This is a genomic window from Kitasatospora sp. RG8, assembly GCF_017813315.1.
Classification (GTDB): domain Bacteria; phylum Actinomycetota; class Actinomycetes; order Streptomycetales; family Streptomycetaceae; genus Kitasatospora.
Genome location: NZ_JAGIYX010000003.1, coordinates 391,467 through 417,918 on the forward strand (window position 1 = coordinate 391,467; position 26,452 = coordinate 417,918).

Sequence of the window (26,452 nt, forward strand, 5' to 3'; positions counted from 1 at the left end):
TGGCGGAGGTGGATCGGCGGATGCGGCGCGAACGAGGGCCGCGCGGCCGTCAGAGCTGGAAGGTGGCGACGGCCGCGGCCGTGTCGGAGGGCCACTCGTTGGCGGCGAGGGCGGCCGGGTCCGTACCGGTGGCGGGCCAGTCGGCGACCAGGGTGTGCGCCTCGGCGAGCTTCAGCGGCCCGGCGTACAGGACGTAGTCGATCCGGTCCTGCGGCTCGGCCCTGCCGTCGGCGCGCTGCCTGCGGGTCGGCGACCACGTGAAGCCGGGCGCCTTGGCCGGGTCGCGGTTCTCCTCGCGGAAGCTGTCGGTCAGTCCGGCGGCCTGGAGCATGGTGGTGACCGGCCAGGCCACCGGGCCGGCCACGCCGTGGGTGGCGGCGGTGGCGGCCGTCCAGTCCAGGTGCGAGGGCGAGGACAGCGCCCCGGCGACGACCACCGGCCTGCGGCCCGCGGCGTCCGCCCGGACGGCGTCGGCCAGCGCCCTGGCCTGCCGGAGCCGGACGGAGGCGTTCTCGCCGGCCAGCACCTCGGCGGCGCCACGACCGTCCTGCACGGCGTACGGGCCGTAGTCCGCCTCGTCCAGGTGCGCGGCCCAGAACCGGACGCTGCGGCCGCCGGGAAGCTGGACGGTGGCCCCGGCGGCGGGGAGGTCGGCGGTCACCGGGGTGACGGCGGTCAGCGGGTAGCGGCTGAGGATGCCCACGCTGCCCTGGCTCTGGTAGGCGTACCAGCCGAGGGCGTCGGCGAGGGCCCGGGCGGCGTTACCGGCGGTCTCCTGCAACGCCAGCACGTCCAGCCCCTGGGCGAGGACGACGCGAAGCTGCTTCTCGGGCGCGTCGGTGAAGCCGGCTCCCGCGTCGGCGAGGTTCCAGCTCGCCGTCTTCAGGCGCAGCGGGCCCGCCGGGTCGGCGACCGGGATCTGCACGGTCACGGTGTCGGAGGCGCCGGCGCTGTCCCGGACTCCGACCACGACCACCTCGGGGTTCCTGGTCGGACCTGCAGGCGCGGTACCGGTGACCGTGCCGTCGGCGGCCACCGAGAGCCAGCCGGCGCCGCTGACCCGGCGGAAGGCGGCGGTGCCCGCCGGGTTGCCCGCCGGACGGGACCAGAGGCCGCCGAGCCTGACCGAGACGGCGGCGCCGGGGGCGACCGGGGCGGTGGTCAGCGCGTCGACGGCGCTGTGCGGGCGGACGACGGCGGGCTTGGGCCGGAAGGTGAACGGCTCCGTCTTCGCCAGGATGGCGTAGCCGTCCTTGGCCAGCAGGTAGGCCGTGTACGGGCCGCCGGTCAGCGCCGCGGTGTCGAGCTGGACGTCGCCGACGGCGCCCGGGGTGTACTTCCAGAGCAGCGAGCCGCCGTTGCCCGGCTGGCGGGTGCCGTCGTAGATGCCGACCCAGTTCTTGGCGTCGGGGGCGTCGGTCGTCCAGTGGAAGGTGAGCCGGTCGCCCTCGACGGGGCTGGCGGGTGAGGTGGGCGTCAGGGCGCTGCCGGTGGCCACGGTTGTCCTGTCCGCCGCGCTCGGGCAGGCCGGCCCGGCTGGGGGTGCGGGCGGGGCCTGGGCCGTCGGCGGCTGGTCACGGAGGTGGGAGGGAGGCGTTCGCAGTTGGCTGTACAACTGCGGACGGCCCCCATTCATCCGAAGATCGGCGACCGGGACGTGAACGACGCATGACGGACTATCGGGCGATCCGGGAACTCCGGGGCGTCCCGGGTGGGCCGGGTGACGCGTGACGGGCTGACGGGCGTGACGGGCGTGACGGGCTGACAGATGTGACGGGCGTCGGGGTGTCGGGCGATGAGCGAAACGTGTTGGGTGACGGCGTGGTCGGCTGCGCCGGGATGACAGGGAGTCAGGGGTGGATGGCCGCGCGCCGGGACCGTGCCGGGACCGCGCCGGGGCCGCGCCAGGGCGCCCGTTGCCGTCAGCGGACCCGGGCGTGCGGACCCACGCCGGGGGCCGTCATGACTGCCAGGGGCGTCAGGCCAGGGTGAGAAAGAGCTTCTCCAGCTCGGCCTCGCTCATCGGCGGGGTGTCCGCGTCGGCACCGGCCATGCACTGGCGCATGCCGCTGGCCACGATCTTGAAGCCGGCCCGGTCGAGCGCACGGGAGACGGCCGCCAGCTGCGTGACGACGTCCTTGCAGTCCCGGCCCGCCTCGATCATGGCGATCACCCCGGCCAGCTGTCCCTGGGCCCGGCGGAGCCGGTTCAGGACCGCGCCGACCGCCTCGTCGTCCACCTTCATGCCTGGGCTGCCTTCCTCTACCGACCGGGCCCCCAGTGTACCCCGTGGGGTATGACGACGACCTGGGCCGGCCGGGACGGTCGGGCAGCCGGAACGGTTAGCCGGCCGGAACGCCCGGGCCGTCAGAACGCTCTGCCGCCGGAACGCGCAGGGGTGCCCGGGCGCTCAGCGCCGGGCGAGGCGGCGCTCCCCGCCGGCACCGGGGGCGTAGTCGAGCTTGTAGTGCGCGAAGACCTCCGGTTCGTTCTCGGCCGGCAGGACGTCGTCGGTGCCGATCGAGGGCGCCTCCTTGACCAGGGACTTCGGGAACGCCACCCGCACGTACCCCGGTCCGAGCACGGCGCCGTCCAGCGGGACGAACACGAGCCGGTGCCGCGAGGGCAGGCCGACCGTGACCGTGGCGAAGAACGGCTGGTCACTGGCGGTCTCGACGTAGACGGATTCGAGCGTGCCGATCCGGCGGTCCTTCTCATCGACCACGGCGTGGCCACGCCACTCCCTGATGTCCGCCGACCCGATCATCACGTCCTCCCATCACCGGCCCGTTCAGTCGGCGCTGTCCGGGACTACCCATCCATCGTGCTCCGGTCCGCCCCCGCCCGCCCGGCGGGGCGGCCGGCCGCCGGAGAGCGTCCGGACGGGGTGCACACAGCGGCAACAGTGCGGCCGGCCCGGCCCCCAGCCGGGCCCATAGAGTCCGAGCCATGTTGAACGGGGTGGGAGCGCGAGAGCTCTACGAGGGCCTGCTGGAACACGAGGGACCGGAGCCGTACCCGGACGTCGTCGTGCCGTGGCTCGACCGGGCCCGGGGCGGATACCGCGCCGCGCTCACGGTGGCGGCCGAATGCAACGGATGGTGGACCGCGAAGCGCACCGACGCCGGCGTCCTGGGCCTGCACCGACAGCTCTACGCCCTGAGCCGGGTGAGCGACCTCCTGCTGCTCGGCCGGCAGCACTCCGACGATCCGGTGGACATCGCCCCACCCGGACTCGCCTTCCCGGACCACGAGTACCTCGGGCTGTTCGGCGCCCTCGGCATGACACCGTCCGGGGCCGGGGCCTTCGACCCGCTCCTGCACGAGATCGTCGAGGTCGAGCAGGCCGACGACCCCCGGTCACCGATCGAGATCACCGGGACGCTCTGGCCCGGGCTGATCCTCGGTGACCTGGTGTTCGGCCGGGCGGGCGTCCGGGTCCGGGCCGGTGCCGACCATGCGCAGCACGGTGTAGCCGACCGCTCGCCGCTGTACTGGAGCTTCCGGCGCCGCCACCGGCCGACCGTCGACCTCTCCCAGGGCTGGGGCGGCAACTCCCAGTGGGGGACCAGCCTCCGGCTCGACTACCGGACGCCGGCCGGCGACCGGCTCAACGTGGACGGCGACCGCCCGATCGACGGCAGCACGGAACCGGACCCCGACCACCCGGCCAACCTCGGCCCGGAGGAGCGGCTGCTGACACCCCGCGAACGCCGCGACCTGCTCCGCCACCGCTGCCTGCTCCGCACGCCCGAAGCCGCCGACGAGCTGGCCGGCCTCGCCCCCTGGGAGAAGGACCTCATGCCCTTCCGCTGGATCCTCCCCGCCGACGAGGAGTGAGCGGCACCCGTCAGGCCTTCCGACCGCGGAGGTGGCACCTCGGGCCGTCCGACCGTGGAGGTGGCACCGACCGGGCGTCGGGTGGGCCCGGGCTCCGGGGGACCCGGGCTCCGGGGGACCCGGGCTCCGGGGGACCCGGGCTCCGGAGGGCGGCGGCGGGCGACGGCGGGCGGCGGGCGACGGCGGGCGGCCTGCGTGCGCGTGCAGGCCGCCAACGCGCTGGAGGCCAAGGAGCGCGCAGGACGTCAAGGCACGCGCAGGACGTCGAGGAGGGGTGGATCGACCGGCCAGGGCAGACCGGTGGCCGCGGTGGCGGCCAGGCGGAGGGCGCCCAGGAGGGGCGGGCCGTCGGGCCGCTGGAGGTGGGCTCCGGGGAGGCGGGCGGCCAGGGCGGCGTGGGTGGCCCCGCGCAGCCGGGCGAGCCGGAAGAGGCCTCCGGTCAGGGCGAGCCGGGGCTCCGCGAGCCCGGCGGCGCTGGCGGCGGCCGTCGCGGCGGCGACGACCTCCTCGGCGGCACGCCGCACGATCCCGTCCGCGACCGGGCAACCGCCCTCGGCCGCGGTGGCGACGTCCGGGGCGAAGGCCGCCAGCAACGCGGCGCGGTCGGGGCGCGGCTGGAGTGCGGCGGGCAGTCCGGCCACCGGGCCGTAGCGTCGTTCGGCCGCCGCCAGCAGCGCGGGCGAGCCGCCGGTCCGCCCGTCGTAGGCGCGCAGGGCCGCCTCCAGGCCCGCGCGCCCGATCCAGCCGCCGCTGCCGCAGTCGCCGAGCAGTTGGCCCCAGCCGTCGGCACGCCGCCAGCCCGCGTCCGGGTGGTGGCCGACCGCCACCAGGCCGGTGCCGGCCGCGACCACCACACCCGGCCGAGTGCCGAGCGCGCCCGCGTACGCGGTGACGGCGTCGCCGGCCAGCACCAGCCACTCCGCCCCGGTCGCGCGGGCCAGCGGACCGGGGAGCCCGGCCGCGAGGTCGCGGCCGAGCAGCGCCATCCCGGTCGCGCCGACGGCGACGGCGCCGATCCGCGCGCCCGCGGGCAGCCCGGTGACCAGGGCGTCGAGGGCGGGGAGCAGCTCGGCGAGGAGGGCGTCCGCGTCATGGCCGGCCGCGCCGACCTGCGCGGCCGCGGCGATGTCCCGCGTCCGCGCGCCGGCGAGCCCGGCGGGCCAGGTGCCCGGCGCGAGCGCGAACCGGATCCCGGATCCGCCGACGTCGATGCCGACCACCCAGCGGCCGGCCTGCGGGTCGGGGTCGTCTCCGGACATCGTCAGCGCCCCTCGGCCACGGTGCGGTCCGCCGGCGGCAGGGAGTGCGGCAGGGAGTGCGGCCGCCCCCTCGGCCGGCGCCCGGGGCGGCCTGACGGTCAAGGCCTGCTCCGAGGTCCCGTCCACGGCGTCCTCCCGCTCGGTGGGGCTCGTCCACGTCGTCCCGGGACCTCCCCGCGGGCGGCCTCGGCAGCCCGCGGCGCGCCGACCCCGGGTGTGTCCGAAGTGTGCCACCACAGCCCCGGGAAGGGGGACCCCGCCGCGCACCGCGGAGCCGTCCAGGGGCGGACGGAGGGGCGCACCGAGCTCGCCCCCGGCCTGCCACGGCCGCGGCAGCAGCGCCGCCTCGCACCGGCGGACCGCTGCGCGCGGTGCTCCGGCAGCGGCCTCTTCGACGGGCCGTCCCGGACTTCGGCGGTCGGGTCAGGACGGGCGGCGTGCGACAGGGGCGCATCGGCTCCACGGGCGACCCGCGGGGACGGCGCGGCGTCCTCGATGCTCGCCGCGCACCCCGGAGAAGCCCGCCCGGGCGACCCTGACGACGGATATGCTTCCGGCGATTCAGGAGATCGGGAGCGATCCGGGGGTGCCATGGACCGGCCGTTGCTGTTCCTCGATGTCGACGGCCCCCTGAATCCCTACGCCGCGGAGCACGGGAGACGGCCCGAGGGCTACACGACCGTCCGCATCCCGCGGGAGGACGGAGCCGCCGGGGATCCCGGGAGGCCACGTGCCCGCATGCGGCCGGAACGGATGTGGCTCGACCCCCGTCACGGGCGGGCCCTGCTGGCGCTGGACTACGAGCTGTGCTGGGCCACGGCATGGATGAATGACGCGAACAGGTGGATCGGACCCGTGCTCGGCCTGCCCCGTTTGCCGTTCGTCGACTTCGGCGAAGCCCTGCTCAACGAGCGTCCCGACGGCGTCCATTGGAAGTCCGGGCCGTTGGTGGCGTACGCCGACGGCCGCCCGTTCGCATGGGTGGACGACGAGCAGGGCGACGCGGATCACGCCCACGTGGCGGCCGGCCACGGCGCACCCGCGCTCCTCCATCACGTCAATCCGCGGACCGGCCTGCGGCACGACGACTTCGCCGCCCTCGCCGCCTTCGCTGCGTCCCTCCATCCGCCGCGGGCCGGCCTCTCGCCCTGACGGCGTCCCGGCCGACGCCCTGGTCGGCGTCCCGGACGTGCCTCGACGTGCCTCAGCCGGCGTCGAGGAACTCCGCGACCAGTCCGGTGAACCGTTCCGGCTCCTCCGCCCACGGCCGGTGGCCGGAGCGGGCCAGGACCTTCAGTCGGCTCGCGGGGTGGCAGGCGGCCACCGCGCGCGCCGGTGCGGTGCCGATCATGCCGTCCGAGGCTCCGGCCACCACCAGGACGGGAGTGACGGCGGCGCCCAGCCGGGCGATCCGCCCGGGCAGGGCGGCTCCGGCGGCCGAGCCGGCGTAGAAGGCCTCGCGCAGCCAGGGCAGGGTGACGGCGTGCTCGGGCCGGTACTCGGCTCGGCGCCGCTCGTCCCAGACGTGCCAGAAGAACGGCACGATCCGGCGCTGGAGTTCGGCGAGTGCGACGCCTTCGTGGCCGCCCTCGGCGAGCAGCCGGTCGGCCTCGGCGGCATCCGGGTACCAGCTCTCGCCCGCGCGGGCGGCGCGGAGGGCGGCCAGCTCGGCCGGGTCGGGCTCGCGGCCGGCCCGGCCGACCGGTGCGACCAGCACGGACCGCCGGACCAGGGCCGGGTGGGCGGCCTGGTACTCCTGGGCGGTGAGGCAGCCGGCCGAGTGGGCGAGCAGATCGATCCGGTCCAGTCCGAGGTGGCGGCGGAGCGCCTCCACGTCCCGGGCCTGTTCGACGAAGGACACGGTGGAGCGGTCGGCCGGCACCTCGGAGCGCCCGGTGGCACGGGCGTCGACCAGGACCAGCCGGCGCCGGCGGTCGAGACCGCCGAGGTCGCCGAGGTAGCGCACGTCCATCCCCGGACCGCCGCCCAGCACCACCAGCGGGTCGCCCTCTCCGGTGAGTTCGTAGCTGATCCGGGTGCGGTCGTACGAGGAGAAGCTCGGCATGGCGGAAACGATCACACGCCCGCCCCGGCGCTGTCATCACCGTTCCGCATAGTGGTCCAGACCATTCGACGCCGGAGGGGCAGCGCAACCACGCCTTCTACCGCTCGCTGGGCTTCCTTTCCTACGAGGAGAAGCAGATGTCCGACTTCGGCCTGGCCCGGGTCCGGACCAGCTGACCGGCCCGAGCCCGATGCCGTGACGCCCGGCCCGGCCCGGCTCAGCCGGCCGGGCCCCTCGGCCTCTCCTCGTCCACGATCTCGGCGTCGACGACCTCCTCCTCGCCGTCCGGCGCGGCCGCGGTGTCGTCCGACGAGCCGGATGCGGGCCGGGCGCCGGCACCGGCGGAGGCCTGGGAGTAGATGGCCGTGCCGATCTTCTGCGCGACGACGGCCGCCCGTTCCATCGAGAGCCGTACGGCGGCGGCGTCCTCGCCCTTGAGCTTCTCCTTGAGGTCGCCGAGGGCGGCCTCCACCTCGGCCTTGACGTCGCCCGGCACCTTGTCGGGGTTGTCGGCCAGCATCCGCTCGGTCGAGTAGACGAGCTGCTCGGCCTGGTTGCGGGTCTCCGCGGCCTCCCTGCGCTGCCGGTCCTCCTCGGCGTGCTGCTCGGCGTCGCGCATCATGCGCTGGATGTCGTCCTTCGGCAGCGAGGAGCCGCCGGTGACGGTCATCTTCTGCTCCCTGCCGGTCCCGAGGTCCTTCGCGCCGACGTGCATGATGCCGTTGGCGTCGATGTCGAAGGTGACCTCGATCTGGGGCAGGCCGCGGGGCGCCGGCGGCAGGCCGGTCAGCTCGAACACGCCGAGCCGCTTGTTGTACGAGGCGATCTCGCGCTCGCCCTGGAAGACCTGGATCTGCACGGACGGCTGGTTGTCCTCGGCCGTCGTGAAGATCTCCGAGCGCTTGGTCGGAATGGTCGTGTTCCGCTCGATCAGCTTGGTCATGATGCCGCCCTTGGTCTCGATGCCGAGGGACAGCGGGGTGACGTCGAGCAGCAGGATGTCCTTGACCTCGCCCTTCAGCACGCCCGCCTGGAGCGAGGCGCCGACCGCCACCACCTCGTCCGGGTTGACGCCCTTGTGCGGGTCCTTCCCGGTGAGCGACCTGACCAGCTCGGTCACGGCCGGCATCCGGGTCGAACCGCCCACCAGGATGACGTGGTCGATGTCGGAGACCTGGATCCCGGCGTCCTCCACCGCCTGGTGGAACGGCCCCTTGCAGCGCTCCAGCAGGTCGGCGGTCAGCTGCTGGAACTGGGCCCGCGTGAGCGTCTCCTCCAGGTGCAGCGGACCGTCGGCGGAGGCGCTGACGTAGGGCAGGTTGATGCCGGTCTCGCTCGCGGACGAGAGCTCGATCTTCGCCTTCTCCGCCGCCTCGCGCAGCCGCTGCGCCGCCATCTTGTCCTTGGCGAGGTCGATGCCGTGGCCGTTCCTGAACTGCTGCACCAGGTGGTCGACGACCTTCTGGTCCCAGTCGTCACCGCCGAGATGGGTGTCGCCGTTGGTGGACTTCACCTCGACGACGCCGTCGCCGATCTCCAGCAGCGAGACGTCGAAGGTGCCGCCGCCGAGGTCGAAGACCAGGATCGTCTGGTCGTTCTCCTTGTCCAGCCCGTACGCGAGCGCCGCGGCGGTCGGCTCGTTGACGATGCGCAGCACCCTCAGCCCGGCGATCTCGCCCGCCTCCTTGGTGGCGGTGCGCTGGGAGTCGTTGAAGTACGCCGGGACGGTGACGACGGCATCGGTCACGTCCTCGCCCAGGTAGGCCTCGGCGTCGCGCTTCAGCTTCTGGAGCACGCGGGCGGAGATCTCCTGCGCGGTGTAGCGCCGGCCGTCCACGTCCCCCGCCTCGGGGAAGCGCCACGCTGCGTCGCCGACGTGCCGTTTCACCGAGCGGGCCGTGCGGTCGACGTTGGTCACCGCCTGGCGCTTCGCCACCTCGCCCACCAGCACCTCGCCGCCCTTGGCGAACGCCACCACCGAGGGCGTGGTGCGGGCGCCCTCCGCGTTGGGGACGACCGAGGGTTCGCCACCCTCCAGGACGCAGACGACGGAGTTGGTGGTACCCAGATCGATTCCGACCGAGCGAGCCATCGCTGGCCTCCCTTGGGTACGGCCCCACCGGACCGTGGGACTTGAGCCGGACCGTGTCAATTGTCGCTCCGCCGTGGGCGCCGTGCCCGCCCCCGGCCGACCAACCACGTCCCGGCTGCGGCTCCGGCTCCGGCTCCGGCTCCGGTTCCGGTTCCAGGGGGACGTGCGACCGGCCGGGGCAGACGCGCCGGAGGAAGGCCCACCGGCCCAGGCGGTACAGGAATCCAGGCGGTACAGGAATGTGGCCATGGGGGAGCAGACTCCTTCGAACGACGTTCGGCAGGTGCGTGCGGCGGGCGCACCCGTCGGCCGGCCGGCCCGGGTCTCCCGCAGCCCGGCCATCCTCGGCCGCCGGAGGGCCCCGCGTCGTCATCGCTGCGCAGGCACTTCGCGTACTGCGTGCGCAGTAGCGGACCCACCCGAACGATGCATCGCCGGCCTCCCGCGGGAGGCCCGGTCCTCCCCCACCGGAGGGAGTCTCCGGCCCCGGCAACAGCGCCCCGGGCCCCGCCGGCGCGGACCCGCCGTACAAGCAGACCCGCCGTACAAGCGGACCCGCCGCACAACGAGGACCCGCCGCACAACGGCGGCCCACCCGGCGGCCGGATGCCACGCCCGCCGGGCAGCGGGGCGGGCCCGGCGGGCCCCGGGTCACCCGGCCGGGCGGTGACAACGGGCCGGGGTCGCCCGGGCGAAGTAGCGTGATGTGCCTGGCCCGGCCGTTCTGCCCGGTCCACCCAGGAAGTACCTGTCAGATCCCCTGTTCATCCTGCTGCCGGAGGAGGCCCGATGGGCGTTCCACCCGCTCGCATCGTCTTCGACGAGAGCGACCGTTCGGCCGTCGCGGACGCGGTGACGGAGATCCTCGCCACCGGCGCGCTGACGCTCGGCCCGTGGACCGAGCGCTTCGAGCAGGCCTTCGCGGCCGAGCACGGCGCCACCCACGCGGTCGCCGTCGCCAGCGGCACGGCGGCGCTGGAGATCGTCCTGCGAACCGTCGACGTCCGCGACCGCGACGTGGTCGTCCCGGCCGTCACCTTCTACGCGACCGCCGGGGCCATCGTGCACGCGGGCGGGCGGCCGGTGATCGCCGATGTCGACCCGGCCACCCTCGCACTCGGCCCCGAGACGCTGGAGGCGGCCCTCACCCCGGACACCGCGGCCGTGGTGCTGGTGCACATCGGCGGGCTGATCACCCCCGAGGTGGACGCCCTGCGCGCGATCTGCGACCGCCGGGGCATCCCCCTGGTCGAGGACGCAGCGCACGCCCACGGCAGCAGTTACGCCGGGCGCTGCGCCGGGTCGTTCGGCCTGGCCGGCGCGTTCTCCTTCTACCCGACCAAGGTCACCACCAGCGGCGAGGGCGGCATGATCCTCACCGAGTCGGCCGAGCTGCGCGACGAGGCCCGGATCTACCGCGACCAGGGCAAGGGCTCGTTCACCACCAACCACCACGTCCGGTTCGGCGCCTCCTGGCGGATGAGCGAGTTGAACGCCGCCGTCGGCACGGTGCACCTGCGGCGGCTCAAGGAGTTCGTCGAGACCAGGCGCCGGGTCGCCCAGCGCTACGACGCGGCGCTCGCCGGCCTCGACGGCCTGCGGCCGGTGACGGAGCCGGCCGGTTCGCGCAGCAACTACTACAAGTACGTGGCGCTGCTGCCGCCCGGCGTCGACCGGGCCGCGTTCAAGCGGGCGGTGGCCGAGGAGTACGCCGTCCGGCTCTCCGGCGAGGTCTACGACCTGCCGCTGCACCTGCAACCGGTGCTGGCCGCCTACCGGCGGGGCCCGCTGCCGGTCGCCGAGGACCTCTGTGCCCGGCAGATCTGCCTGCCGGTGCACTCCGACATGACCGAGGACGAGACCGACCGGGTGATCGAAGCCGTCACCGCCGTCCACCGCCGTCTCGCCGGCTGAGGCGCCGGGCGACGGCCGCTCGGCGGCGGCCGGCGCCCGGAGGAACGCGACCCAACGAGCCGGCCCACCGGACAAGGAGAGAGAACGTGCGCGTAGCCGTCACCGGGGGATGCGGATTCATCGGCTCACACGTCGTGGACCGGCTGCTGGCGGCCGGGCACGAGGTGCTCGCGGTGGACACCACCGACAAGTACCTCAACCCCGGCGCGGAGTTCGCCCGGATCGACATCCTCGACCTGCCCGCGCTCACCGCGGCCCTGGACGGCAGCGAGGTGGTCTTCCACCTCGCCGCGATGGCGGACGTCGAACGCGTCGCCGCCGACCCGGTCCGGGCCGTGCGCACCAACATCGACGGCACCGAGGCCGTCCTGGAGGCGGCCCGGCGGAGCGGGCTCAGCCGCACCGTGCTGGCCAGCACCGTCTGGGTCTACGGCGCCGCCCTCGCGGAGGCGGGGATGGACAGCGGAGAGCAGGAGCTGGACGAGCACGTGCCGATCGAGCTGGAGCACAGCGGGCACCTGTACGTCGCCACCAAGCTCGCCGCCGAGATGCTGGTGCACAGCTACCGGGAGTTGTACGGGGGGCACTTCACCATCCTGCGGTACGGCATCCCGTACGGGCCCCGGATGCGGGACGAGCTGGTGGTCGCCCGGTTCGTGCAGGCGGCGCTGGCCGGACGGCCGATCACCATCGCGGGCGACGGGCGGCAGAGCCGCAACTTCGTCTACGTCGAGGACCTCGCGGACGCCCACGTCCGGGCCCTCTCCCCCACCGCCGAGGACCAGACGTTCGCGCTGGAGGGCTCGACCGCGATCTCGGTGCGGGACATCGCCGACACCGTCGACCGGCTCCTCGGGCCGGTCAGCATCGAACACATCGAGGCCCGGGCCGCCGACTACGACGGACGCCGCATCTCGGCCGCGCAGGCCAAGCGGCTGCTCGGCTGGTCGCCGCGGACCAACTTCGCGGACGGGGTGCGGCGGTACGCCGACTGGTACCGGGACGAGGCCGCGCCGGCCCCCGCGCCGAGACCTGCGTCGGGCTCCTCCTGAGGCGGGGCCCGTGCCGCACGCGCTGCTGGTCTCCGGCTCGCTTGGGCAGGGCCACGACGTGATGGCCCAGGCCTGCGCGGACTCGCTGCACGAGCGCGGGTGGACCACCGCCACCGTGGACGCGATGGCGCTGCTCGGGCAACGGGCCGGCTCGGCGGGCGAGTTGGTGTTCCGGCGACTGCTCGGCCTGCCCGGGCTCTACGACGCCTTCCACTTCTCGGCGCTGCGGCCCGGCGCCCGGATCGCGCTGCTCGCCGACGCGGCGGCGCGGACCCGGCTGGTGCCGGCCCTGCGGGAACTGGTCGCGGAGCAGCGGCCGGACCTGGTGGTGTCGGTGTTCGCCACCGCGACCTCCGCGCTGAACGGGCTGCGGGCGGACGGCGGGCCCGGCTTCCGCCACCTCGTCCTCTGCACCGACGTCACACCGCACCGGCTCTGGGTGCAGGACGGCACCGACCTCTTCCTGGTCACCTCCGAGGTCGCCGCGTGCGCGGTGCGGCGCTACCGGCCGGACGCGGCGATCGCCGTACTGCCGGCGCCGCTGCGCGAACCGTTCTACCGCCCGCCCGGACGGGCCGAGGCCCGGGCAGAGGCCGGGGTGCCGCCGGACGCGCGGTGCGTGCTGCTGATGTCCGGCTCCTGGGGGCTCGGCCCGCTCGCCCGCACGGCGGCCTCGCTCGCGGACGCCGGACCGCACGTGCTCGCCGTGGCCGGCCGAAACCGCGAGCTGGAGGCCCGGCTCCGGCGGGCCGCCGGGCGCCGGCCGCGCCTGCACCCGTTCGGGTACACCGACCGGATCCCCGCGCTCATGGCCGCCGCCGACCTGGTGGTCACCAGTTCCGGCGACACCTGCAGCGAGGCGCGGGCACTCGGCCGCCGGCTGCTCCTGCTGGACGTCGTCCAGGGCCACGGCCGCGACAACCTCCAGCACGAGCTGGAGCTGGGTCATGCCGACGTGACGTCCGCCCGGCCCGCCGAGGTGGTCCGCAACGCCCTCGCCGCCCTGGAGCGCCCCTCGCCGACCCCCTCCCCCGGTGCCTCGCCGGCCGGGTGGCGGACGGGGTTCGCGGCGGCGCTGGAGCGGGTCGGCCTGTAGCGGGTCGGCCTGGCGCGGGTCGGCCTGGCGCGGGCCACCGGCCGGTCCGGGCCGGGCAGACCGGCCCGGCTCAGGTCGCGGCCTGAGGCGGGTGAGGCTGAGGCGAGTGGGGCTGAGGCGGGTGGAGTTGAGGCGGGTGGGGCTGAGGCAGATCGGCCCGGCTCAGGTCGGCCTGGCGCGGGCCGCGTTCGGCCGCTGCAGGGGGCGGCGGGCCGCGTGAGGGCCTGCCGACGCGCTACGGCACGCCGTGGTCGCACAGCGGGCCGAGGGTCAGGCCGTGGCTGCGGCAGTGGTCGGCGATCAGGGGGAGGGCCCCGAGGGTGGCGCGCCAGGAGCCGGGCGCGGAGGTGCAGTCCGAGTCGTGGAGCAGCAGCGTGGCACCGCCGGTGAGGCCGGGGCGGGCCGTGGCGTGGACGGACTCCGCGGTGGCGTGGCCGGTCCAGTCCCTCCCCCAGGCCGTCCAGAGGACGGTGCGCAGGCCCAGGCGGCGGGCGGCGAGGGCCGGGCCGGCCGTGCGGACGCCGTAGGGCGGGCGGTACCAGCGGGGCACGGCGCCGCAGATCCCGGTGACCGCCTCGGCGGTGCGGCGCAGCTCGCGCAGATCGCGAGCGGGCGCCGGGTACCACTGCTGCCGGTGGTACCAACCGTGGACGGCGACCTCGTGGCCGCGGGTCACCAGTTCGCGGCCGAGATCCGGCGCGCGTTCCAGCATCGTCCCGAGCAGGAAGAAGGTGGCCCGGGCGCCGATCGCGTCGAGGGCGTCGAGGATGTCCGGGGTGCTGCCCGGGTCCGGGCCGTCGTCGAAGGTCAGCGCGACGTGGCGGGGTCGGGTGCCGTACCCGGCGGTGCGGCGGGCGACCGTCCGGCGCACGGCGGTCAGGCGGACGGCGGCCGGGGCCAGGTGGAGCAGCTCGACGCCCGCCACCGCCAGGGCGGCCCGGCGGACGGTCACGGTCCGGTGCACCGGCGCCGGCCTCAGCCGAACCGGGCGGCCATCCGCCGGAACGCCCCCGGTGCGACGCCGTGGATCCGGGCCGGGAGACCGAGCCAGCGCGGCACGAACGGACGGTCGCAGGCGGTGGTGAGAGTGCTGAACACGGCGTCGGCCACCAGCTCGGGGGTGACCGGGCGGGGGCGTTCGCGCTGGTAGGGGGTGCCGCGGCGGGCGAAGAACGGGGTCTCGACCGCGCCCGGCAGAACGATCCGGACGCCGACGCCCGTCCCGCGCAGCTCGTACCAGAGGCTCTCCGCGAACATCGCCAGCCCGGCCTTGGTCGCGGAGTACGCCGCCTCGTCGCGGACACCGACCTGGCCGGCGATCGAGCCGAGCAGCACGATCCGGCCGCGCCGGCGCTCCAGCATGCCGGGAAGGAGGAGGCGGACCAGGCGCAGCGGGGCGGCGAGGTTGACCTCGATCATCCGGTCCAGGGTGTCGGTGGGCGTCTCGGCGAAGGGACCGCGCCAGCCGAGGCCGGCGCTGGCCACCAGCGCGTCCACCCGGCCGGCGGTCGTGAGGGCTGCTTCGGCGAGGCGCTGCGGGCCGTCCGGTTTGGCGAGGTCCTCGGGCAGGGCCCGGCCACCGGTGCGGGCGGCGACGGCGTCCAGGCGGGCGCGGTCGGTGCCGGAGAGCAGCAGCTGCCAGCCGGCCGTTCCGAGGCGGGCCGCCGTGGCGGCGCCGATGCCCGAGGAGGCACCGGTCACCAGGACCACCGGTGGGTCGGCCGCGGGGCGGCGGGGCTTCCGGAGGGGTTGGTGGGCTTCGTCCGTCATGGCTCCTGCCGCTCTGTGCGCGCCGCGCCGTCGACCGGTCCGGCACGTCCGTCCGGGAGGTGTCCCGGAGGCGTGTCCGGCGCGGTGTCCGGCGCGGGTGTCGGGCCCGGTCCGTCCTGCACGGTCCGTCCTGCCGTTCGCCGGCTGTGGTGAATTGCCCGGCAAGTCACCTTCGCACGGCGAGGCCCTCCGGGCGACCGGGCGTCGTCGGGGTCACCGGCGCCGCACTGCCGCGGTCACCGGAGGCCGTCGGGGTCACCGGGCGCCGCACTGCGGCGGTCACCGGGGGCCGCGACGCGGTCGGCGATCTACCGGGGCGGCAGTGCGGCTTCGGCGGCCTCGTCCGCGGCCGGGCGGGTGGCGGGGCCGACCTCCGCCTCCACCTCCCCGAAGCGGGAGAGCACGAAGGTCCCGCCGACCGCCACCGCGAAACCGGTCAGCGCGCACCAGGCGTAGCCGGGGCGCGCCGCATCGCCCAGTGCCGCCACGCCGACCAGCGCCGGGCCGAAGGTCTCGGCGACGGTGCCGGCGGCCGTCGCCGCGGTGACCGTGCCGCGTTGCAGCGCGAGGGCGTACGCGAGGTAGCCACCGAGCCCGCCGACGGCGAGCGCGTACGCCGCCGGGTCGGTGAAGACGCCGGCCGGGCCGTCGATGTTCAGGACCCGGACGGCCAGGCTGGTCACGCCGAACCCCACGCCGGCGAGCAGGCCGAGGCCGGCCGCGGCGGCGTTGCCGGTGTGCCGGGCCAGCACCACGGTGAGCAGCAGCATCAGCACCGTGGTGGCCAGCAGGGCCCAGTGGAAGGCGGGCGGGGCGTGGTCGCGGCCCTCGGGGCCGGAGGCGAGCGCGAGCAGGGTCAGGCCGACCACCACAGCGGCGATCCCGGCCACGTCGCCGCGCCGCAGGCGGGCGCCGAGCAGCCGGGCGGCGGCGAGCGCGGTGACCGCCAGGCTGGCGTTGGTGACCGCCTGGACCAGGAAGAGCGGCAGGGTGCGCAGTGCGACGATGCTCAGCACGAAGCCCGCGATGTCCAGGCCGGTGCCGAGCAGGAACTGCCAGGACCGGACCAGCGCGGCCAGCAACCCGACCCGTACCCGGTCGGCCCGGGGCGCCGACCGGGCGCCGCGCGCCTGGAAGACCGAGCCGAAGCCGAAGCAGACGGTCGCGACCAGCGCGGTGGTGAGTCCGAGCAGCATGGCTCTCCCAGCCTCGGGGGCAGGATCCACCACCAGTCTCTGCCTGCGCGGCTCGGCCCGCACCGGAGGCGGGCGGGTGGCACGGCGGGTGGGCGGGTGGGCGGCGGCGAAGAACGGGCAACCGGCCGGCCTCACGGGTCCGCCGGGCCGGGCCGGGTGGACGGGCGGGTCGACGGGCCGACTGGGCCGGTGCACGAACCCGGTGGGCCGGTGGACGGTCACCGCCCGACCGGACGACGAGAGGGTGCCCCGCAGGTTCCCCCTGGCACCTGCGGGGCGGTGGTCGCGTTCCGGCTGGTCGTCCTCCCCGTGGTCGTGGTCCTCGCGTCGTGGTCGTGGTCGTCGTGGTCGTGGTCGTCGTGGTCCGGCTGGTCGTCTTCCTGGCGGTCGCGTTCCGTAGGCACCGGCCGCTGTCAGGAGCCGACGACCGGCGGGCCCTCCCCGGGGCCGGGGCCGGGGTGGAGCTTCGCCGCCACCAACCCCCGGGCCGTCTCCGCGGCCACGGCGGCGGCGACCTCGACCGCCTTGTCGACGCCCGCCCGGACCGCGGCCTCGACGGCCGCCGGGACGGCGGCCTCGGCCGCCCGGGTGCCGGTCACCACGGGCGCCACCGGTACGTCGGGAACCACGGGCACTACGGGTACTTCGGGCGCTTCGGGCACGGGCCTCTCCCCTCGTCGGCGGGCCGCCCCGTTCCGGGGCCGGTGCGGCACCCGGGCTCACCCGGGCCCCGCACCGCGGTGGTGACCGCTAGCCGGCGGCGACGGCGGCCGCGGTCCGTCGCAGCCACCTCTCGTCCAGCGGTTCGACATCGTTGAAGTAGCCCATCAGCTGGGCGTAGACGGCCAGATCGACCATGGCCGACTGGACGCGACGGAGCGCGGTCTCGGCGCCGGGGTACGGTGCCGCCTGGAGCCACTCGGTCATGAGGGCCGCGGTCCGCAGCACGCGGCCACGGTAGTCGTGACAGACGGCGAGGGGGCCTCCGGCGGTGGTCGGTGCGACCAGTTCGGACCAGCACTCGCGGTTGCGCGGCACCCGGCCGCTCGCCACGCCGGACTCGTAGAGCCGCTCGTAGTCGAGGTCCTGGTACCAGGTGACCGTCTCCGGGGCCAGGGTCCCGGAGCCCAGCAGGACGGCGACCTCGCCCAGCAGGCCGCCGGCCTGCCGCAGCCGCTTGTCCGCCGAGGCCACGTAGACGGCCGCGGTGCCCGGCCCGTCGCCGTGCTCGATCAGCTCCAGTGCCTTGAAGACGTCGCCGGTGGCGGCGAGGAGTTCGAGTCCCGCGCTCTGGGCATGGTGCCTCTTCTCGCGGCGGGCCTCGCTGCTCAGCTTCATCGCCGTATTGCAGACTTGAGACATGGGTGCTGCCTCCTCCCGGGGCAGGGGTGCCGTCGGCCGGCTACGAGCCGACCAGGGTGGACGGACTCTCGGCCATGCCGAAGATGTTGATGACGGCCAGCGACTGCCCGTAGGAACGGAGGCGGTCGAACCGCGTGATCGACCGCCAGCCGAAGTGCTGCCATTCGACGGGGTTCCGGTCGGCGGCGGCGGGGTCGAACTCCCTGAGTTCGGCCAGGAAGGCCCTGAGTTCGGCGATGAACCGGCCGAAGGCGGCTTCGTCCCCGTGCTCCTCGAAGGTGCCGCCCCGCCCCTCACGGAGAGTCGGCAGTGGGGCCGACGATGTCCGGATCACGGCCGGCACCCTCGGCGGTCACCGGCAGGGTGCCCCACGCGATCGGGCCGGACGGGCGGGGGCCGGTGGCCGTGTGCACGACGTAGTGGTGGGGGGCCATCGCGGTGTCGCGGCCGGGGATGGCCGCGACCACGGCCCGGTGGGCCGCGAGCGGGGTGAGGCCCGGACGGCGGGTGGCGATGCGGGCGACGAGACGGCCGTCCACCAACTCGACGGCGGTGCCGAGGATCTCGGCGGTGATGCCGGAGGTGACGCCGGAGGCGCTCTCGGCACCACCGAGGGCATCGACGACCAGGGACCGGGCCGCGTCCAGATCGATCCAGCCGCCGTCGACCACGGCCCAGGCGCCGGTCCGGACGGCGGACGGCACGCCCGTCAGCCCGGGCAGGTCGGCGAGCGGGAACGGTCCGTGCACGGCGGCCTTCAGGACGGCGGGCAGGGCGAGCGCGAAACGTTCGGTCTCCGCGCGGTCGAGCACCTGCGGGCAGGCGAGCAGGACAAACTCCAGGCTGCCGGAGGTGCGCAGAAGGTTGAGCATGATGCGGACCGGGAGCGGTGGGTCGGGCAGCCAGGTCAGTTCCGGGTCACTCGTCGGGGCCGGGCGGGCGTCGGACATCGCCTCGGGGATGGTCAGACTGAGGTCGTTGATGACGACCTGCCGGGCGAAGCGGGTGCCACGCAGGTGGGCGACGTCCTCGATCAGCTGCCAGACGTTCCCGGCGGGGAGGGTGCTGTGCCAGTAGCCGGCGAGCGAGGCGGCCTTCGCGCGGCCGATCAGCTCGTCCAGGTCGACTGCGTCCGCGTCCAGGGCCAACAGGGCGTCCTGGGCGAGGGTGCCGATGTGGTCGGCCATCGCGGCCCGCTGGCGGTTGGCCGAGAGGGCGGTCAGCACCAGGGCGGAGTGGCCGGCGCGCTGGGCGACCAGTGCGGCGAAGGCCGCGAGCAGGACGACCGAGGGGCTCGCGCCGGTCCGCCGCGAGGCGGCGGCGAGGTCGGCGCCGGCCGTGCGGGAGCGCAGGACCACGGCGGCGGCCCGGTCGGCCGGGCCGGTGATCCGGGAGTCCGCGAAGACCGTCTGCGGGCGGGTGGTGAGGATCTTCCGCCAGTGCCCGAGGGCGGCGGCGGCCTTGCGGCGGCCCTGCTCACCCTGCTCACGGGCTGCCACCTCCAGCGGGGTGCGCGCGGTGACCGGCGGCAGCTCCTTGCCGGCCGCGAGGGCCAGCCAGTCCTCGATCAGCAGGGTGGTCGCCACGCCGTCCGCACCGGCGTGACAGACGACCACGACCAGCCTCGCCGCCCGGTCGCCATCGGCCAGTAGGGTGAAGCGGAGCCGTGGGCCGGCCGCCAGGTCGAACGGGACGGCCACGTCCGTCCGCCCCGCCTCCTCCGCCAGCCGGTCCAGCGCGGCCGCCGGAAGGCCCGGGGCATCGAGCACGGTGACGGCGAACTCGCCCTCCGCGCAGACCTCCTGGCACTCCGGGAAGGCGTCCGGTCCGGGGCCGGGCGGGAAGACCGTGCGCAGCGAGTCGTGCCGCTCGACCAGGGCGCGCAGGGCGTCGAGTGCCGCGGTCAGGGTGGTGCCGTCGGGCACCGGCCAGGCCGCCTCCTTGTTGATCTGCTCGGGAAGGTCGCTCCGGATGCAGCGGATCATGTTGTCCTGGCCGAGGGTGAGCGGCCCGGAGCCGCTGCTCGCGCCGCCGTACCGGACCGTGATCCGCCGGCTGGTTGCTGTCACGTCGTCCGTGCCCTTCGGCTCGCCGGGGGTCCAAGGGGATCTGAGCAGCCCTGAACGGGCCTGGGGAGGCCTGAGGGGCTCAGCGGGTTGTGGGTCGGGACGCTACCAGCGACCCGGGAAAGTGGTCCAGACCAAAAATCCGGAAATGTCGACGCTCAAGCCGAGCAACTCCTGACACTCGGTCAATTCATTTTTCATGTACGTGACATGATGAACGGGGGCGCCTCCCAGTGCCGCGACCGGAGCCGGAACGGTCGGTCGCCGACGGCCGCCACGGCGGCGCGGAACGGACCCGGCACCGGTGCGTCCGCGATCCGGCAGGGGCCGTCGCCGAGGGCGCCCGCGTCGGCCAGGACCAGCGGCGTCGGCCCGGCCAGCGGCAGGCCGAAGCCCTGCACCAGCCGGCCGCCGAACGCCTTGACGCAGGCCTCGCGGCGACACCAGAGCTCGGTGAAACGCCCGGCCAGCACTTCGGGCGAGGAGGACTCGGCCAACGACGCGGCCTCGGCGCCCGGGAAGTAGCGGTTGGCGATCCGGGCGGCGACGCGCGGGTCGCGGACCGCCTCGACGTCGGCGCCGACCGGCCGGCCGTCGGCCAGGGCGAGTACGGCGAGGGCACCCGAGGCGGAGTAGCTGACACCGAGCGCGTGCCCCTCTCCCGCCGGCTCGGGCTTGCCGTGCGGGCCACGGCGCCAGGCGAGTTCGGCCGGGTGCACGCCGAGGCGTTCGGCGACCAGCAGTCGGACGACCCCGTGCACGACGGTGAACCGTCGGCCGATCGCGTCGTCCGGACCCGCGGCGCGGGCCCGTTCGCCGGGGTCGAGCAGTGCGCCCAACGCCTCTACCACTGCGGCAGGTTGATCCGTCGGGATCACCCAGAGGTCAACCAGGCCAACCGGCCCAACCGGGTCGGCCGGCTCGGGGGGACCGGTCACGGTCCCGCCCGCAGGGTGAGGGTGCTGAGCACGCCGAGCCGGCGGTCGAAGCCTGCCGCCAGCACGGGCCGCCCCTCCGCCCGCCAGGCGGGGAGCCGTTCGGCCAGTTCCGACCAGATGCCGGTGAACGGCTGGCCTCCGGTCGCCCGCGCTGCACCGTCAACACCGGCAGCGGCGGGATCGACGCGGACGTCGGCATAGGCACGGACGTCGGCGTCGGCGTCGACCACCAGGCCGGGGCCGAGCAGGACGGCCGCCCCCTCCCCCAGGTCCCGAACCGCCTCACCGACGGTCTTCGACGCGAGTTTGACATCGGCCACCGGGATCTGATCGACCATCAGCTCGCCGCCCGCCGCCTCGTCGCAGACCAGCACCACCGCACAGTGCCGCTCGGGCAGGTCGACCGGCTCCGCGGCCCGGTAGTGCAGCGCGGTCTGCTCCGCCAGTACCACCACCGCACGCCGGCAGGCCCCCGTCCGGTGGTACTCGGCGGCGACCCTCAAGGCGCTGAAGGCCGCGGCCGATCCCTGGTCGCAGAGCGCGAAGGCGAGCGGCTCACCCGGGCAGGACCGACTGAGCGCCAGCGAACTCGGCGCCCCGGGACGGACGTCCGGGGAGTCGAAGGCCAGGATCAGCAGGTCGACCGGCCGGCCGTCGGCGAGTGCCTCGCGCAGCAGGCCCTCGGCCATCTCCTCGTAGGAGTGGCCGACGCCCTCGGCCAGCAGGTCCTCGCGCAGCGGCAGGCCGTACGGACGGACCAGGTCGGAGACGAACACCCTCAGGTCGGGGTCGAGCGAGGTCTCCGACCGCCCGCCGGGGTACCCCACCACGGCCCGGGTGACGACCAGGCCGGCGGCGGAAGCGGCGCCCACCCGGTCAGTCCTCGGGGATGATGTGGCCGGCCACGTAGTCGGCCAGGCTGGTCACCGAGCGCAGGTCGTCCTCACCGATCTGCTCGACGTCGACCTGGATGTCGAGCGCCTCCTCGACCTCCAGGATCAGCTCGATGGTGCCGGCCGAGGTGAGGCCGAGATCGTCGAAGAGGCAGGCGTTCTCGGGGATTTCGGGGAGGTCGCGCTTGAGCACGCGCGGCAGCAGCTCGCCGAGGCTGTGCAGGATCCGCTCGCGCAGCTCGGCGTCAGTGGTCTGGACCTCTGGGTCTGGCATGGGTGTCCCGTCCCGTCGTGCGTGAGTGGTGAATGGGGTGTGCTGGGAGCGGCCGGCCGGGGTGTGGTCGTCCTCGCCGTGCCGCTGCGCCCGCCGCGCCGCGGGGGCCGGCCCCCGGATCCCGGCGCCGGACGGTACGCAGGTCCGGCGGTGCGTCAGTGTTCGACGGCCATGGCCGAGAAGGTGGCTCCGACGCCGGCGGCGGCGATCAGGTAGCGGTCGCCGCGGCGGAGCAGCCCCCGCGTGGTGGCGGTGTGGAGATTGATGAGGCCGTCTGCAGCGAAACTGTGCCCGACGGCGGGCACGTTGTCCAGCACCACCTTCTCCACCGGATACCCGATCCGACGGCAGATCATCCGCCAGGAGGCCTGGTTGACGTTGTGCGGAAGGACCACCGCCACGTCCGAGAGGTCCAGACCTGCCTGGTCCAGGGCGGCCTCCATCGCCTCGATCATCACCGCCGGGTACTCGCGCTGGTAGCGGGCGAGCAGGTCCTGGTCCCCGGCCAGGCGGCCGTCGAACTCCGGCCGGTGGCGCACGGCGTAGGAGAGCACGCGGTTGCGCTCGCCGGTCGCACGGACCAGGCAGGCGGCCGCGCCCTCGGCGAAGATCCCCGTCTCGGGCACCACCTGGGCGTCCTTGGTGAAGGTCTTCTCCCCGGCCAGCACCAGCGCGAGGGCCTCCGGGTCGTCGGACCCGGCCAGCAGCCGGCCGGCCAGGTCGACGGCCAGCAGGCCCACCGCACAGGCGTGGTGGGTGACGGTGAAGGCCACGGCACGGGAAAGGCCGTAGCGGTCGAGCAGTTGGTGCAGCGGGTTGAGCGGGTAGGGCACCGCCACCGGCATGCTGCGCGCGTGGATCACGAAACGGACGTGCCGTTCGCGTCCGCGCAGCTCCGGTAGTGCCTCGACGGCGGCGCCGAGCAGGTCGGGCAGCGTCCCGTCCGGGTCCAGTCGCAGCTGGTCCAGGCCGTGGAAGCGGCGGAAGAGTCGAAGTTGACGTGGGGTCAGGCCGATGCGCTCGCCCACCGCCTCGATGGGCACGGTGTGGTGGGGGAGGTGGACGGCCACTGCCTCCAGTGCGGTCACGCGGGCTAGTATTCCGACGCCCGACGGGTCGCACAAGTGATCTCGTGCCGTTCGAGGACGAGTTTGCCGTCCTGCCCGCGGAGTCGTCCGCCCCCTGCCGTCGAGCTGGTGGAGCCACGCCCCATGACTGATCGTGAACCTTCCCTTCCCCCTGCCCGGGTGCGCCCGGAGCTGGTCGAGCTGCTGGTCAAGGCGGCCGACGCGCCACCGCAATGGGCGGCGCTGATCACCCTGCAGGCCCGGCTGGACGCCGATCTGCTGCTGGACGAGTGCGAACTCGCCCTGCTGGACACCCTGCTGACCGAACGCTTCGGCGCGGCGGCCGGCCTGGCCGCGGTGCGCGCCGGACTGGACCTCTCGGCCCTGGAGGCGCTGACCGTCGCCGACGTGCAGCGGATCCTGCCCGAAGGGGCAGCCCGATGAGCCGCTTCCTGCTGGTCGTACCGCCGTTGACCGGGCACGTGAATCCGGTCGCCGGCATCGCCCGCGAACTGACCGCCCGCGGGCACGAGGTCGCCTGGACGGGCACCGAGTCGGTGCTGCGACCGCTGCTCGGGCCGGACGCGCAGGTGCTGGGCACCGGCACCCGGGCGTTCCGGGCGCAGGGCGGGCACGGACTGGCCGCCCTGCGTTCGCTCTGGGAGGGCTTCATCGTCCCGTACGCGCGGTTCACCACCAAGCCGCTGGACGCGGTGGTGCGGGAGTACCGGCCGGACGCGCTGCTGGTCGACCAGCACACCCCGGCAGGCGCCCTGGTCGCGCACCGGCACGGGCTGCCGTGGGCGAGCCTGGCCCCCGGCGCGATGGAGCTGGGGCGGCCGTTCCGGGCGTTGCCGCAGGTGGAGGCCTGGATGACCGGGCTGCTCCGCGGCCTCTGGCAGCGGGCCGGGCTGCCGGAGCACGAGTACACCGACCCGCGCTTCTCCCCTGCCCTGGTGCTGGCGCCGACCGGGCGGGCCCTCACCGGCGCGGCGCTCCTCCCGGCGCAGGTGGCACTGGTGGGACCGGTACTGGCCGAGCGGCCCGCCGACCCGGCGTTCCCGTGGGAGCGGCTGGACCCCGGCCGTCGGCGGGTGCTGGTCACCATGGGCACGCTGGCCGGCGGGCTCGGCGCGGACTTCCACGCCCGGGCCGTCCGGGCACTGGCGCTCTGCGGCGACGACGTGCAGCCGGTGATCGCGGCACCGCGCGCCCTGCTGCCCGAACTGCCCGACCACGCCGTCGCGGTGGACCGGGCCCCGGTGCTGGAGCTGATGGCCCGCGGCGCCTTGGACGCGGTGCTCTGCCACGGCGGGATGAACACCGTCGGCGAGGCGCTGGCACACGGACTGCCGCTGGTCACCGCGCCGATCCGGCACGACCAGCCGTTCGTGGCGGCGCAGGTCGTGGCGGCCGGCGCCGGGCTGAAGGTGCCGTTCGCCCGGGTGACGGCGGAGCGGCTGGCGGCGCGGTTGCGCACCGTCCTGGACTCGGGCACCCACCGCGAGGCGGCCGCCCGGGTCGGGGCCGCCCTGCTGGCCGGCGGCGGGGCCGTCGCGGCGGCCGACCGGCTGGAGACGCTGGTCGCGGGTGGAACGGACCGTCAGAATCCATTGGTCTAGGCCATTGTTTCCGGAGTGCCGCAGACCCTAGGGTGGCGCCCAGTACTCCTTCCGCAGTACCCCTCACCCCTTCCGCAGCACCGCATCCCAGGTGCCCCGGCAACCCATCCCCGCACGGGAGTTCTGGTTGATCGAGACCAAGGGACTTCGCAAGTCCTATCCGTCCAAAAAACGCGGCCAGGCCGCCGTCGACGCCGTCCGCGGCATCGACCTGGACGTGGCCGCAGGTGAGATCTTCGGCTTCCTCGGCCCCAACGGCGCCGGCAAGACGACCACTCTGCGCATGCTCGCCACGCTCATCCGCCCGGACGGCGGCGCGGCCCGGATCGCCGGCGCCGACCTGCTCGCCGACCCGGCGGACGTCCGCCGCCGGATCGGCTACGTCGCCCAGGGCGGCGGCACCACCGACGCCGTCAGCGCCCGCGAGGAGCTGGTGCTCCAGGCCCGGATGCACGGCACCGGAAAGGCCGCGGCCCAGCAGAACGCCGAGCAGGCCCTGAAGGCCTTCGAGCTCACCGAGTTCGGCGACCGGCCGTGCCGCACCTACTCCGGCGGCCAGCGCCGCCGGGTGGACATCGCACTCGGCGTCATCCACGCGCCCCGGGTGCTCTTCCTGGACGAACCCACCGTGGGCCTGGACCCCGCCAGCCGGGGCCACGTCTGGGCGGAGATCCGGCGGCTGCGCGACGAGGGCATGACCGTCGTGGTCACCACCCACTACCTGGAGGAGGCCGACGCGCTCTGCGACCGGGTCGCCATCGTCGACCACGGGGAGATCGTCGCCGAGGGCACGCCCGAGACCCTCAAGCGGGAGATCTCCGGCGACGTGGTGCTCGTCGGACTGCCCGCCGGGGAAACCGAACGGGCCACCAAGGCCCTGCGCGAACAGACCTATCTGCACCGCCTGGAGGCGCAGGGCGAGGACGGTCTCCGGCTCTACCTGGACGACGGCGCCGCCGCGATCCCGCAGCTGCTCCGCGTGCTCGACGGCGCGGGCGTGGTGCCCGGCACCGTGCAGCTCCAACGGCCCAGCCTGGACGACGTGTTCCTGGCCCGCACGGGCCGCTCGATCGAGCAGGCCTGACCACCGACTCCCCAAGGGGCTCCCATGAAGCTCGCCCGCGACACCTGGCTGGTCTTCCAGCGCCAGCTGCTGCTGATGTGGCGGACTCCGGTCTGGATCGCCGTCGGGGTGATCCAGCCGATCTTCTACCTGCTGCTCTTCGCACCGCTGCTCAAGAAGGTGCTGGCACCGATGGGCGCCACCACCTACGCCGAGGCCTACCAGGTGTACGTGCCCGGCCTGTTGGCGGTGCTCTGCATCTTCGGCGGCCTCTACACCGGCTTCAGCCTGCTCGGCGAGCTGAAGGCTGGCATCATCGAGCGGGCCCGGGTGACCCCGGTGAGCCGGCTGGCACTGCTGCTCGGCCGGGCACTGCGCGAGACGGTGGCACTGCTGGTCCAGGCCGTCATCATCACCCTGGTCGCGCTGCCGTTCGGCCTGCGGGTCGGCCCGCTGGACCTGCTGCTGGCCTACCTGCTGCTGGGCCTGCTGGCCCTGATGACCTCGGCGATCTCCTACGGCATCGCCCTGCTGCTCCCGGCGGACGAGGCGATGGCCCCGGTGGTGAACACCATCGCGCAGCCGATCGCGCTGCTCTCCGGGGTGTTGCTGCCGCTGGCGCTCGCGCCGGTGTGGCTGCAGTCGATGGCCAAGTGGAACCCCTTCTACTGGGCCGTGGAGGGCATGCGGGCGCTGTTCTCGGGACACGTCGGCGACAGCGCGGTCTGGCAGGGACTGCTGGTCGTCGTGCTGATGACGGTCGCGGCGGTGTACTGGTCGGCACGGTTGTTCTCCACCCGGGTGCGCTGAGACCCGGACCGCGGCTTCGGGCGGGCTTCGGACAGGCCTCGGACGGGCCTCGGACGGGCAGCACGGGGGCGGG

26 protein-coding genes are annotated in these 26,452 nt (G+C 74.9%); 9 read left to right on the forward strand and 17 right to left on the reverse strand.

Annotated features, from left to right (window positions below; genetic code table 11):
- Positions 1 to 49: 49 nt before the first annotated feature.
- The 3 genes from J5Y04_RS07075 to J5Y04_RS07085 form a co-directional block, all read right to left on the reverse strand.
- Positions 50 to 1,498 carry an endonuclease/exonuclease/phosphatase family protein gene (locus J5Y04_RS07075; protein WP_209410958.1) on the reverse strand — a complete coding sequence of 483 codons (1,449 nt, stop codon included), beginning with the start codon at positions 1,496 to 1,498 and terminating at the stop codon, positions 50 to 52.
- A 480-nt stretch (positions 1,499 to 1,978) separates the two neighbouring features.
- Positions 1,979 to 2,245 carry a metal-sensitive transcriptional regulator gene (locus J5Y04_RS07080; RefSeq protein ID WP_209410959.1) on the reverse strand — a complete coding sequence of 89 codons (267 nt, stop codon included), beginning with the start codon at positions 2,243 to 2,245 and terminating at the stop codon, positions 1,979 to 1,981.
- Between the two features lie 165 nt (positions 2,246 to 2,410).
- A complete protein-coding gene (locus J5Y04_RS07085; RefSeq protein ID WP_209410960.1) occupies positions 2,411 to 2,767 on the reverse strand; it encodes a PRC-barrel domain-containing protein in 357 nt (118 codons plus the stop codon).
- A gap of 182 nt (positions 2,768 to 2,949) precedes the next feature.
- On the opposite strand from J5Y04_RS07085, the gene J5Y04_RS07090 reads away from it, so the two are divergent.
- Positions 2,950 to 3,840 (forward strand): hypothetical protein, encoded by an 891-nt coding sequence (locus J5Y04_RS07090; protein ID WP_209410961.1) that lies wholly within the window; start codon positions 2,950 to 2,952, stop codon positions 3,838 to 3,840.
- 245 nt (positions 3,841 to 4,085) lie between these two features.
- On the opposite strand, the gene J5Y04_RS07095 is transcribed toward J5Y04_RS07090, so the two are convergent.
- Complete coding sequence (locus J5Y04_RS07095; RefSeq protein ID WP_209410962.1) at positions 4,086 to 5,099, reverse strand: BadF/BadG/BcrA/BcrD ATPase family protein; 1,014 nt, start codon at positions 5,097 to 5,099, stop codon at positions 4,086 to 4,088.
- Between the two features lie 591 nt (positions 5,100 to 5,690).
- Here J5Y04_RS07095 and J5Y04_RS07100 point away from each other — a divergent pair.
- Positions 5,691 to 6,251, forward strand: coding sequence for a hypothetical protein (locus J5Y04_RS07100; protein ID WP_209410963.1), 561 nt, complete (start codon positions 5,691 to 5,693; stop codon positions 6,249 to 6,251).
- Between the two features lie 52 nt (positions 6,252 to 6,303).
- Here the strand turns inward: J5Y04_RS07100 and J5Y04_RS07105 are convergent, their stop codons facing one another.
- The gene (locus J5Y04_RS07105) at positions 6,304 to 7,164 is read right to left on the reverse strand and encodes an alpha/beta fold hydrolase (protein WP_209410964.1); all 861 of its coding nucleotides are present in this window, start codon (positions 7,162 to 7,164) and stop codon (positions 6,304 to 6,306) included.
- A gap of 217 nt (positions 7,165 to 7,381) precedes the next feature.
- Positions 7,382 to 9,256 (reverse strand): molecular chaperone DnaK, encoded by a 1,875-nt coding sequence (dnaK, locus tag J5Y04_RS07110; RefSeq protein WP_209410965.1) that lies wholly within the window; start codon positions 9,254 to 9,256, stop codon positions 7,382 to 7,384.
- Positions 9,257 to 10,045: 789 nt separating this feature from the next.
- On the opposite strand from dnaK, the gene J5Y04_RS07115 reads away from it, so the two are divergent.
- From J5Y04_RS07115 to J5Y04_RS07125, 3 genes are all read left to right on the forward strand, one after another.
- Positions 10,046 to 11,170, forward strand: coding sequence for a DegT/DnrJ/EryC1/StrS aminotransferase family protein (locus J5Y04_RS07115; RefSeq protein ID WP_209410966.1), 1,125 nt, complete (start codon positions 10,046 to 10,048; stop codon positions 11,168 to 11,170).
- An 86-nt stretch (positions 11,171 to 11,256) separates the two neighbouring features.
- Positions 11,257 to 12,222 carry an NAD-dependent epimerase/dehydratase family protein gene (locus J5Y04_RS07120; RefSeq protein ID WP_209410967.1) on the forward strand — a complete coding sequence of 322 codons (966 nt, stop codon included), beginning with the start codon at positions 11,257 to 11,259 and terminating at the stop codon, positions 12,220 to 12,222.
- Between the two features lie 10 nt (positions 12,223 to 12,232).
- A complete protein-coding gene (locus tag J5Y04_RS07125) occupies positions 12,233 to 13,318 on the forward strand; it encodes a hypothetical protein (RefSeq protein ID WP_209410968.1) in 1,086 nt (361 codons plus the stop codon).
- 235 nt (positions 13,319 to 13,553) lie between these two features.
- Here J5Y04_RS07125 and J5Y04_RS07130 read toward each other — a convergent pair whose 3' ends face one another.
- From J5Y04_RS07130 to J5Y04_RS07180, 11 genes are all read right to left on the reverse strand, one after another.
- Positions 13,554 to 14,282 (reverse strand): polysaccharide deacetylase family protein, encoded by a 729-nt coding sequence (locus J5Y04_RS07130; RefSeq protein ID WP_209410969.1) that lies wholly within the window; start codon positions 14,280 to 14,282, stop codon positions 13,554 to 13,556.
- A gap of 11 nt (positions 14,283 to 14,293) precedes the next feature.
- Positions 14,294 to 15,088 (reverse strand): SDR family oxidoreductase, encoded by a 795-nt coding sequence (locus J5Y04_RS07135; protein WP_209410970.1) that lies wholly within the window; start codon positions 15,086 to 15,088, stop codon positions 14,294 to 14,296.
- A 308-nt stretch (positions 15,089 to 15,396) separates the two neighbouring features.
- Entirely contained in the window at positions 15,397 to 16,284 is an 888-nt protein-coding gene (locus J5Y04_RS07140) for a hypothetical protein (RefSeq protein WP_148640823.1), read from the reverse strand.
- A 413-nt stretch (positions 16,285 to 16,697) separates the two neighbouring features.
- On the reverse strand, positions 16,698 to 16,913 hold the full coding sequence (locus J5Y04_RS07145) for a hypothetical protein (RefSeq protein ID WP_209410971.1): 216 nt from the start codon (positions 16,911 to 16,913) through the stop codon (positions 16,698 to 16,700).
- 121 nt (positions 16,914 to 17,034) lie between these two features.
- Positions 17,035 to 17,622: a hypothetical protein gene (locus J5Y04_RS07150; RefSeq protein WP_209410972.1), complete on the reverse strand. Its 588-nt coding sequence runs from the start codon at positions 17,620 to 17,622 to the stop codon at positions 17,035 to 17,037.
- Positions 17,623 to 17,686: 64 nt separating this feature from the next.
- Positions 17,687 to 17,980 carry a hypothetical protein gene (locus J5Y04_RS07155; RefSeq protein WP_209410973.1) on the reverse strand — a complete coding sequence of 98 codons (294 nt, stop codon included), beginning with the start codon at positions 17,978 to 17,980 and terminating at the stop codon, positions 17,687 to 17,689.
- Positions 17,940 to 19,715, reverse strand: a complete 1,776-nt coding sequence (locus tag J5Y04_RS07160; protein WP_209410974.1) for a condensation domain-containing protein — start codon at positions 19,713 to 19,715, stop codon at positions 17,940 to 17,942. The genes J5Y04_RS07155 and J5Y04_RS07160 overlap by 41 nt, the downstream gene beginning before the upstream one ends.
- A 194-nt stretch (positions 19,716 to 19,909) precedes the next feature.
- Positions 19,910 to 20,563 carry a 4'-phosphopantetheinyl transferase superfamily protein gene (locus J5Y04_RS07165; protein WP_209410975.1) on the reverse strand — a complete coding sequence of 218 codons (654 nt, stop codon included), beginning with the start codon at positions 20,561 to 20,563 and terminating at the stop codon, positions 19,910 to 19,912.
- A gap of 83 nt (positions 20,564 to 20,646) precedes the next feature.
- Positions 20,647 to 21,522 carry a hypothetical protein gene (locus J5Y04_RS07170; protein WP_209410976.1) on the reverse strand — a complete coding sequence of 292 codons (876 nt, stop codon included), beginning with the start codon at positions 21,520 to 21,522 and terminating at the stop codon, positions 20,647 to 20,649.
- 4 nt (positions 21,523 to 21,526) lie between these two features.
- Positions 21,527 to 21,817 (reverse strand): acyl carrier protein, encoded by a 291-nt coding sequence (locus J5Y04_RS07175; protein ID WP_209410977.1) that lies wholly within the window; start codon positions 21,815 to 21,817, stop codon positions 21,527 to 21,529.
- A gap of 155 nt (positions 21,818 to 21,972) precedes the next feature.
- Positions 21,973 to 22,905, reverse strand: coding sequence for a 3-oxoacyl-[acyl-carrier-protein] synthase III C-terminal domain-containing protein (locus J5Y04_RS07180; RefSeq protein WP_209410978.1), 933 nt, complete (start codon positions 22,903 to 22,905; stop codon positions 21,973 to 21,975).
- A gap of 123 nt (positions 22,906 to 23,028) precedes the next feature.
- Here J5Y04_RS07180 and J5Y04_RS07185 point away from each other — a divergent pair, with 123 nt between their 5' ends.
- The 4 genes from J5Y04_RS07185 (at position 23,029) to J5Y04_RS07200 (ending at position 26,379) form a co-directional block, all read left to right on the forward strand.
- Positions 23,029 to 23,328 (forward strand): hypothetical protein, encoded by a 300-nt coding sequence (locus J5Y04_RS07185; RefSeq protein ID WP_209410979.1) that lies wholly within the window; start codon positions 23,029 to 23,031, stop codon positions 23,326 to 23,328.
- The gene (locus J5Y04_RS07190; RefSeq protein WP_209410980.1) at positions 23,325 to 24,506 is read left to right on the forward strand and encodes a glycosyltransferase; all 1,182 of its coding nucleotides are present in this window, start codon (positions 23,325 to 23,327) and stop codon (positions 24,504 to 24,506) included. The genes J5Y04_RS07185 and J5Y04_RS07190 overlap by 4 nt, the downstream gene beginning before the upstream one ends.
- A 127-nt stretch (positions 24,507 to 24,633) precedes the next feature.
- Positions 24,634 to 25,590 (forward strand): ATP-binding cassette domain-containing protein, encoded by a 957-nt coding sequence (locus J5Y04_RS07195; protein WP_209410981.1) that lies wholly within the window; start codon positions 24,634 to 24,636, stop codon positions 25,588 to 25,590.
- A gap of 24 nt (positions 25,591 to 25,614) precedes the next feature.
- Positions 25,615 to 26,379 (forward strand): ABC transporter permease, encoded by a 765-nt coding sequence (locus J5Y04_RS07200; RefSeq protein WP_209410982.1) that lies wholly within the window; start codon positions 25,615 to 25,617, stop codon positions 26,377 to 26,379.
- Positions 26,380 to 26,452: the final 73 nt, after the last annotated feature.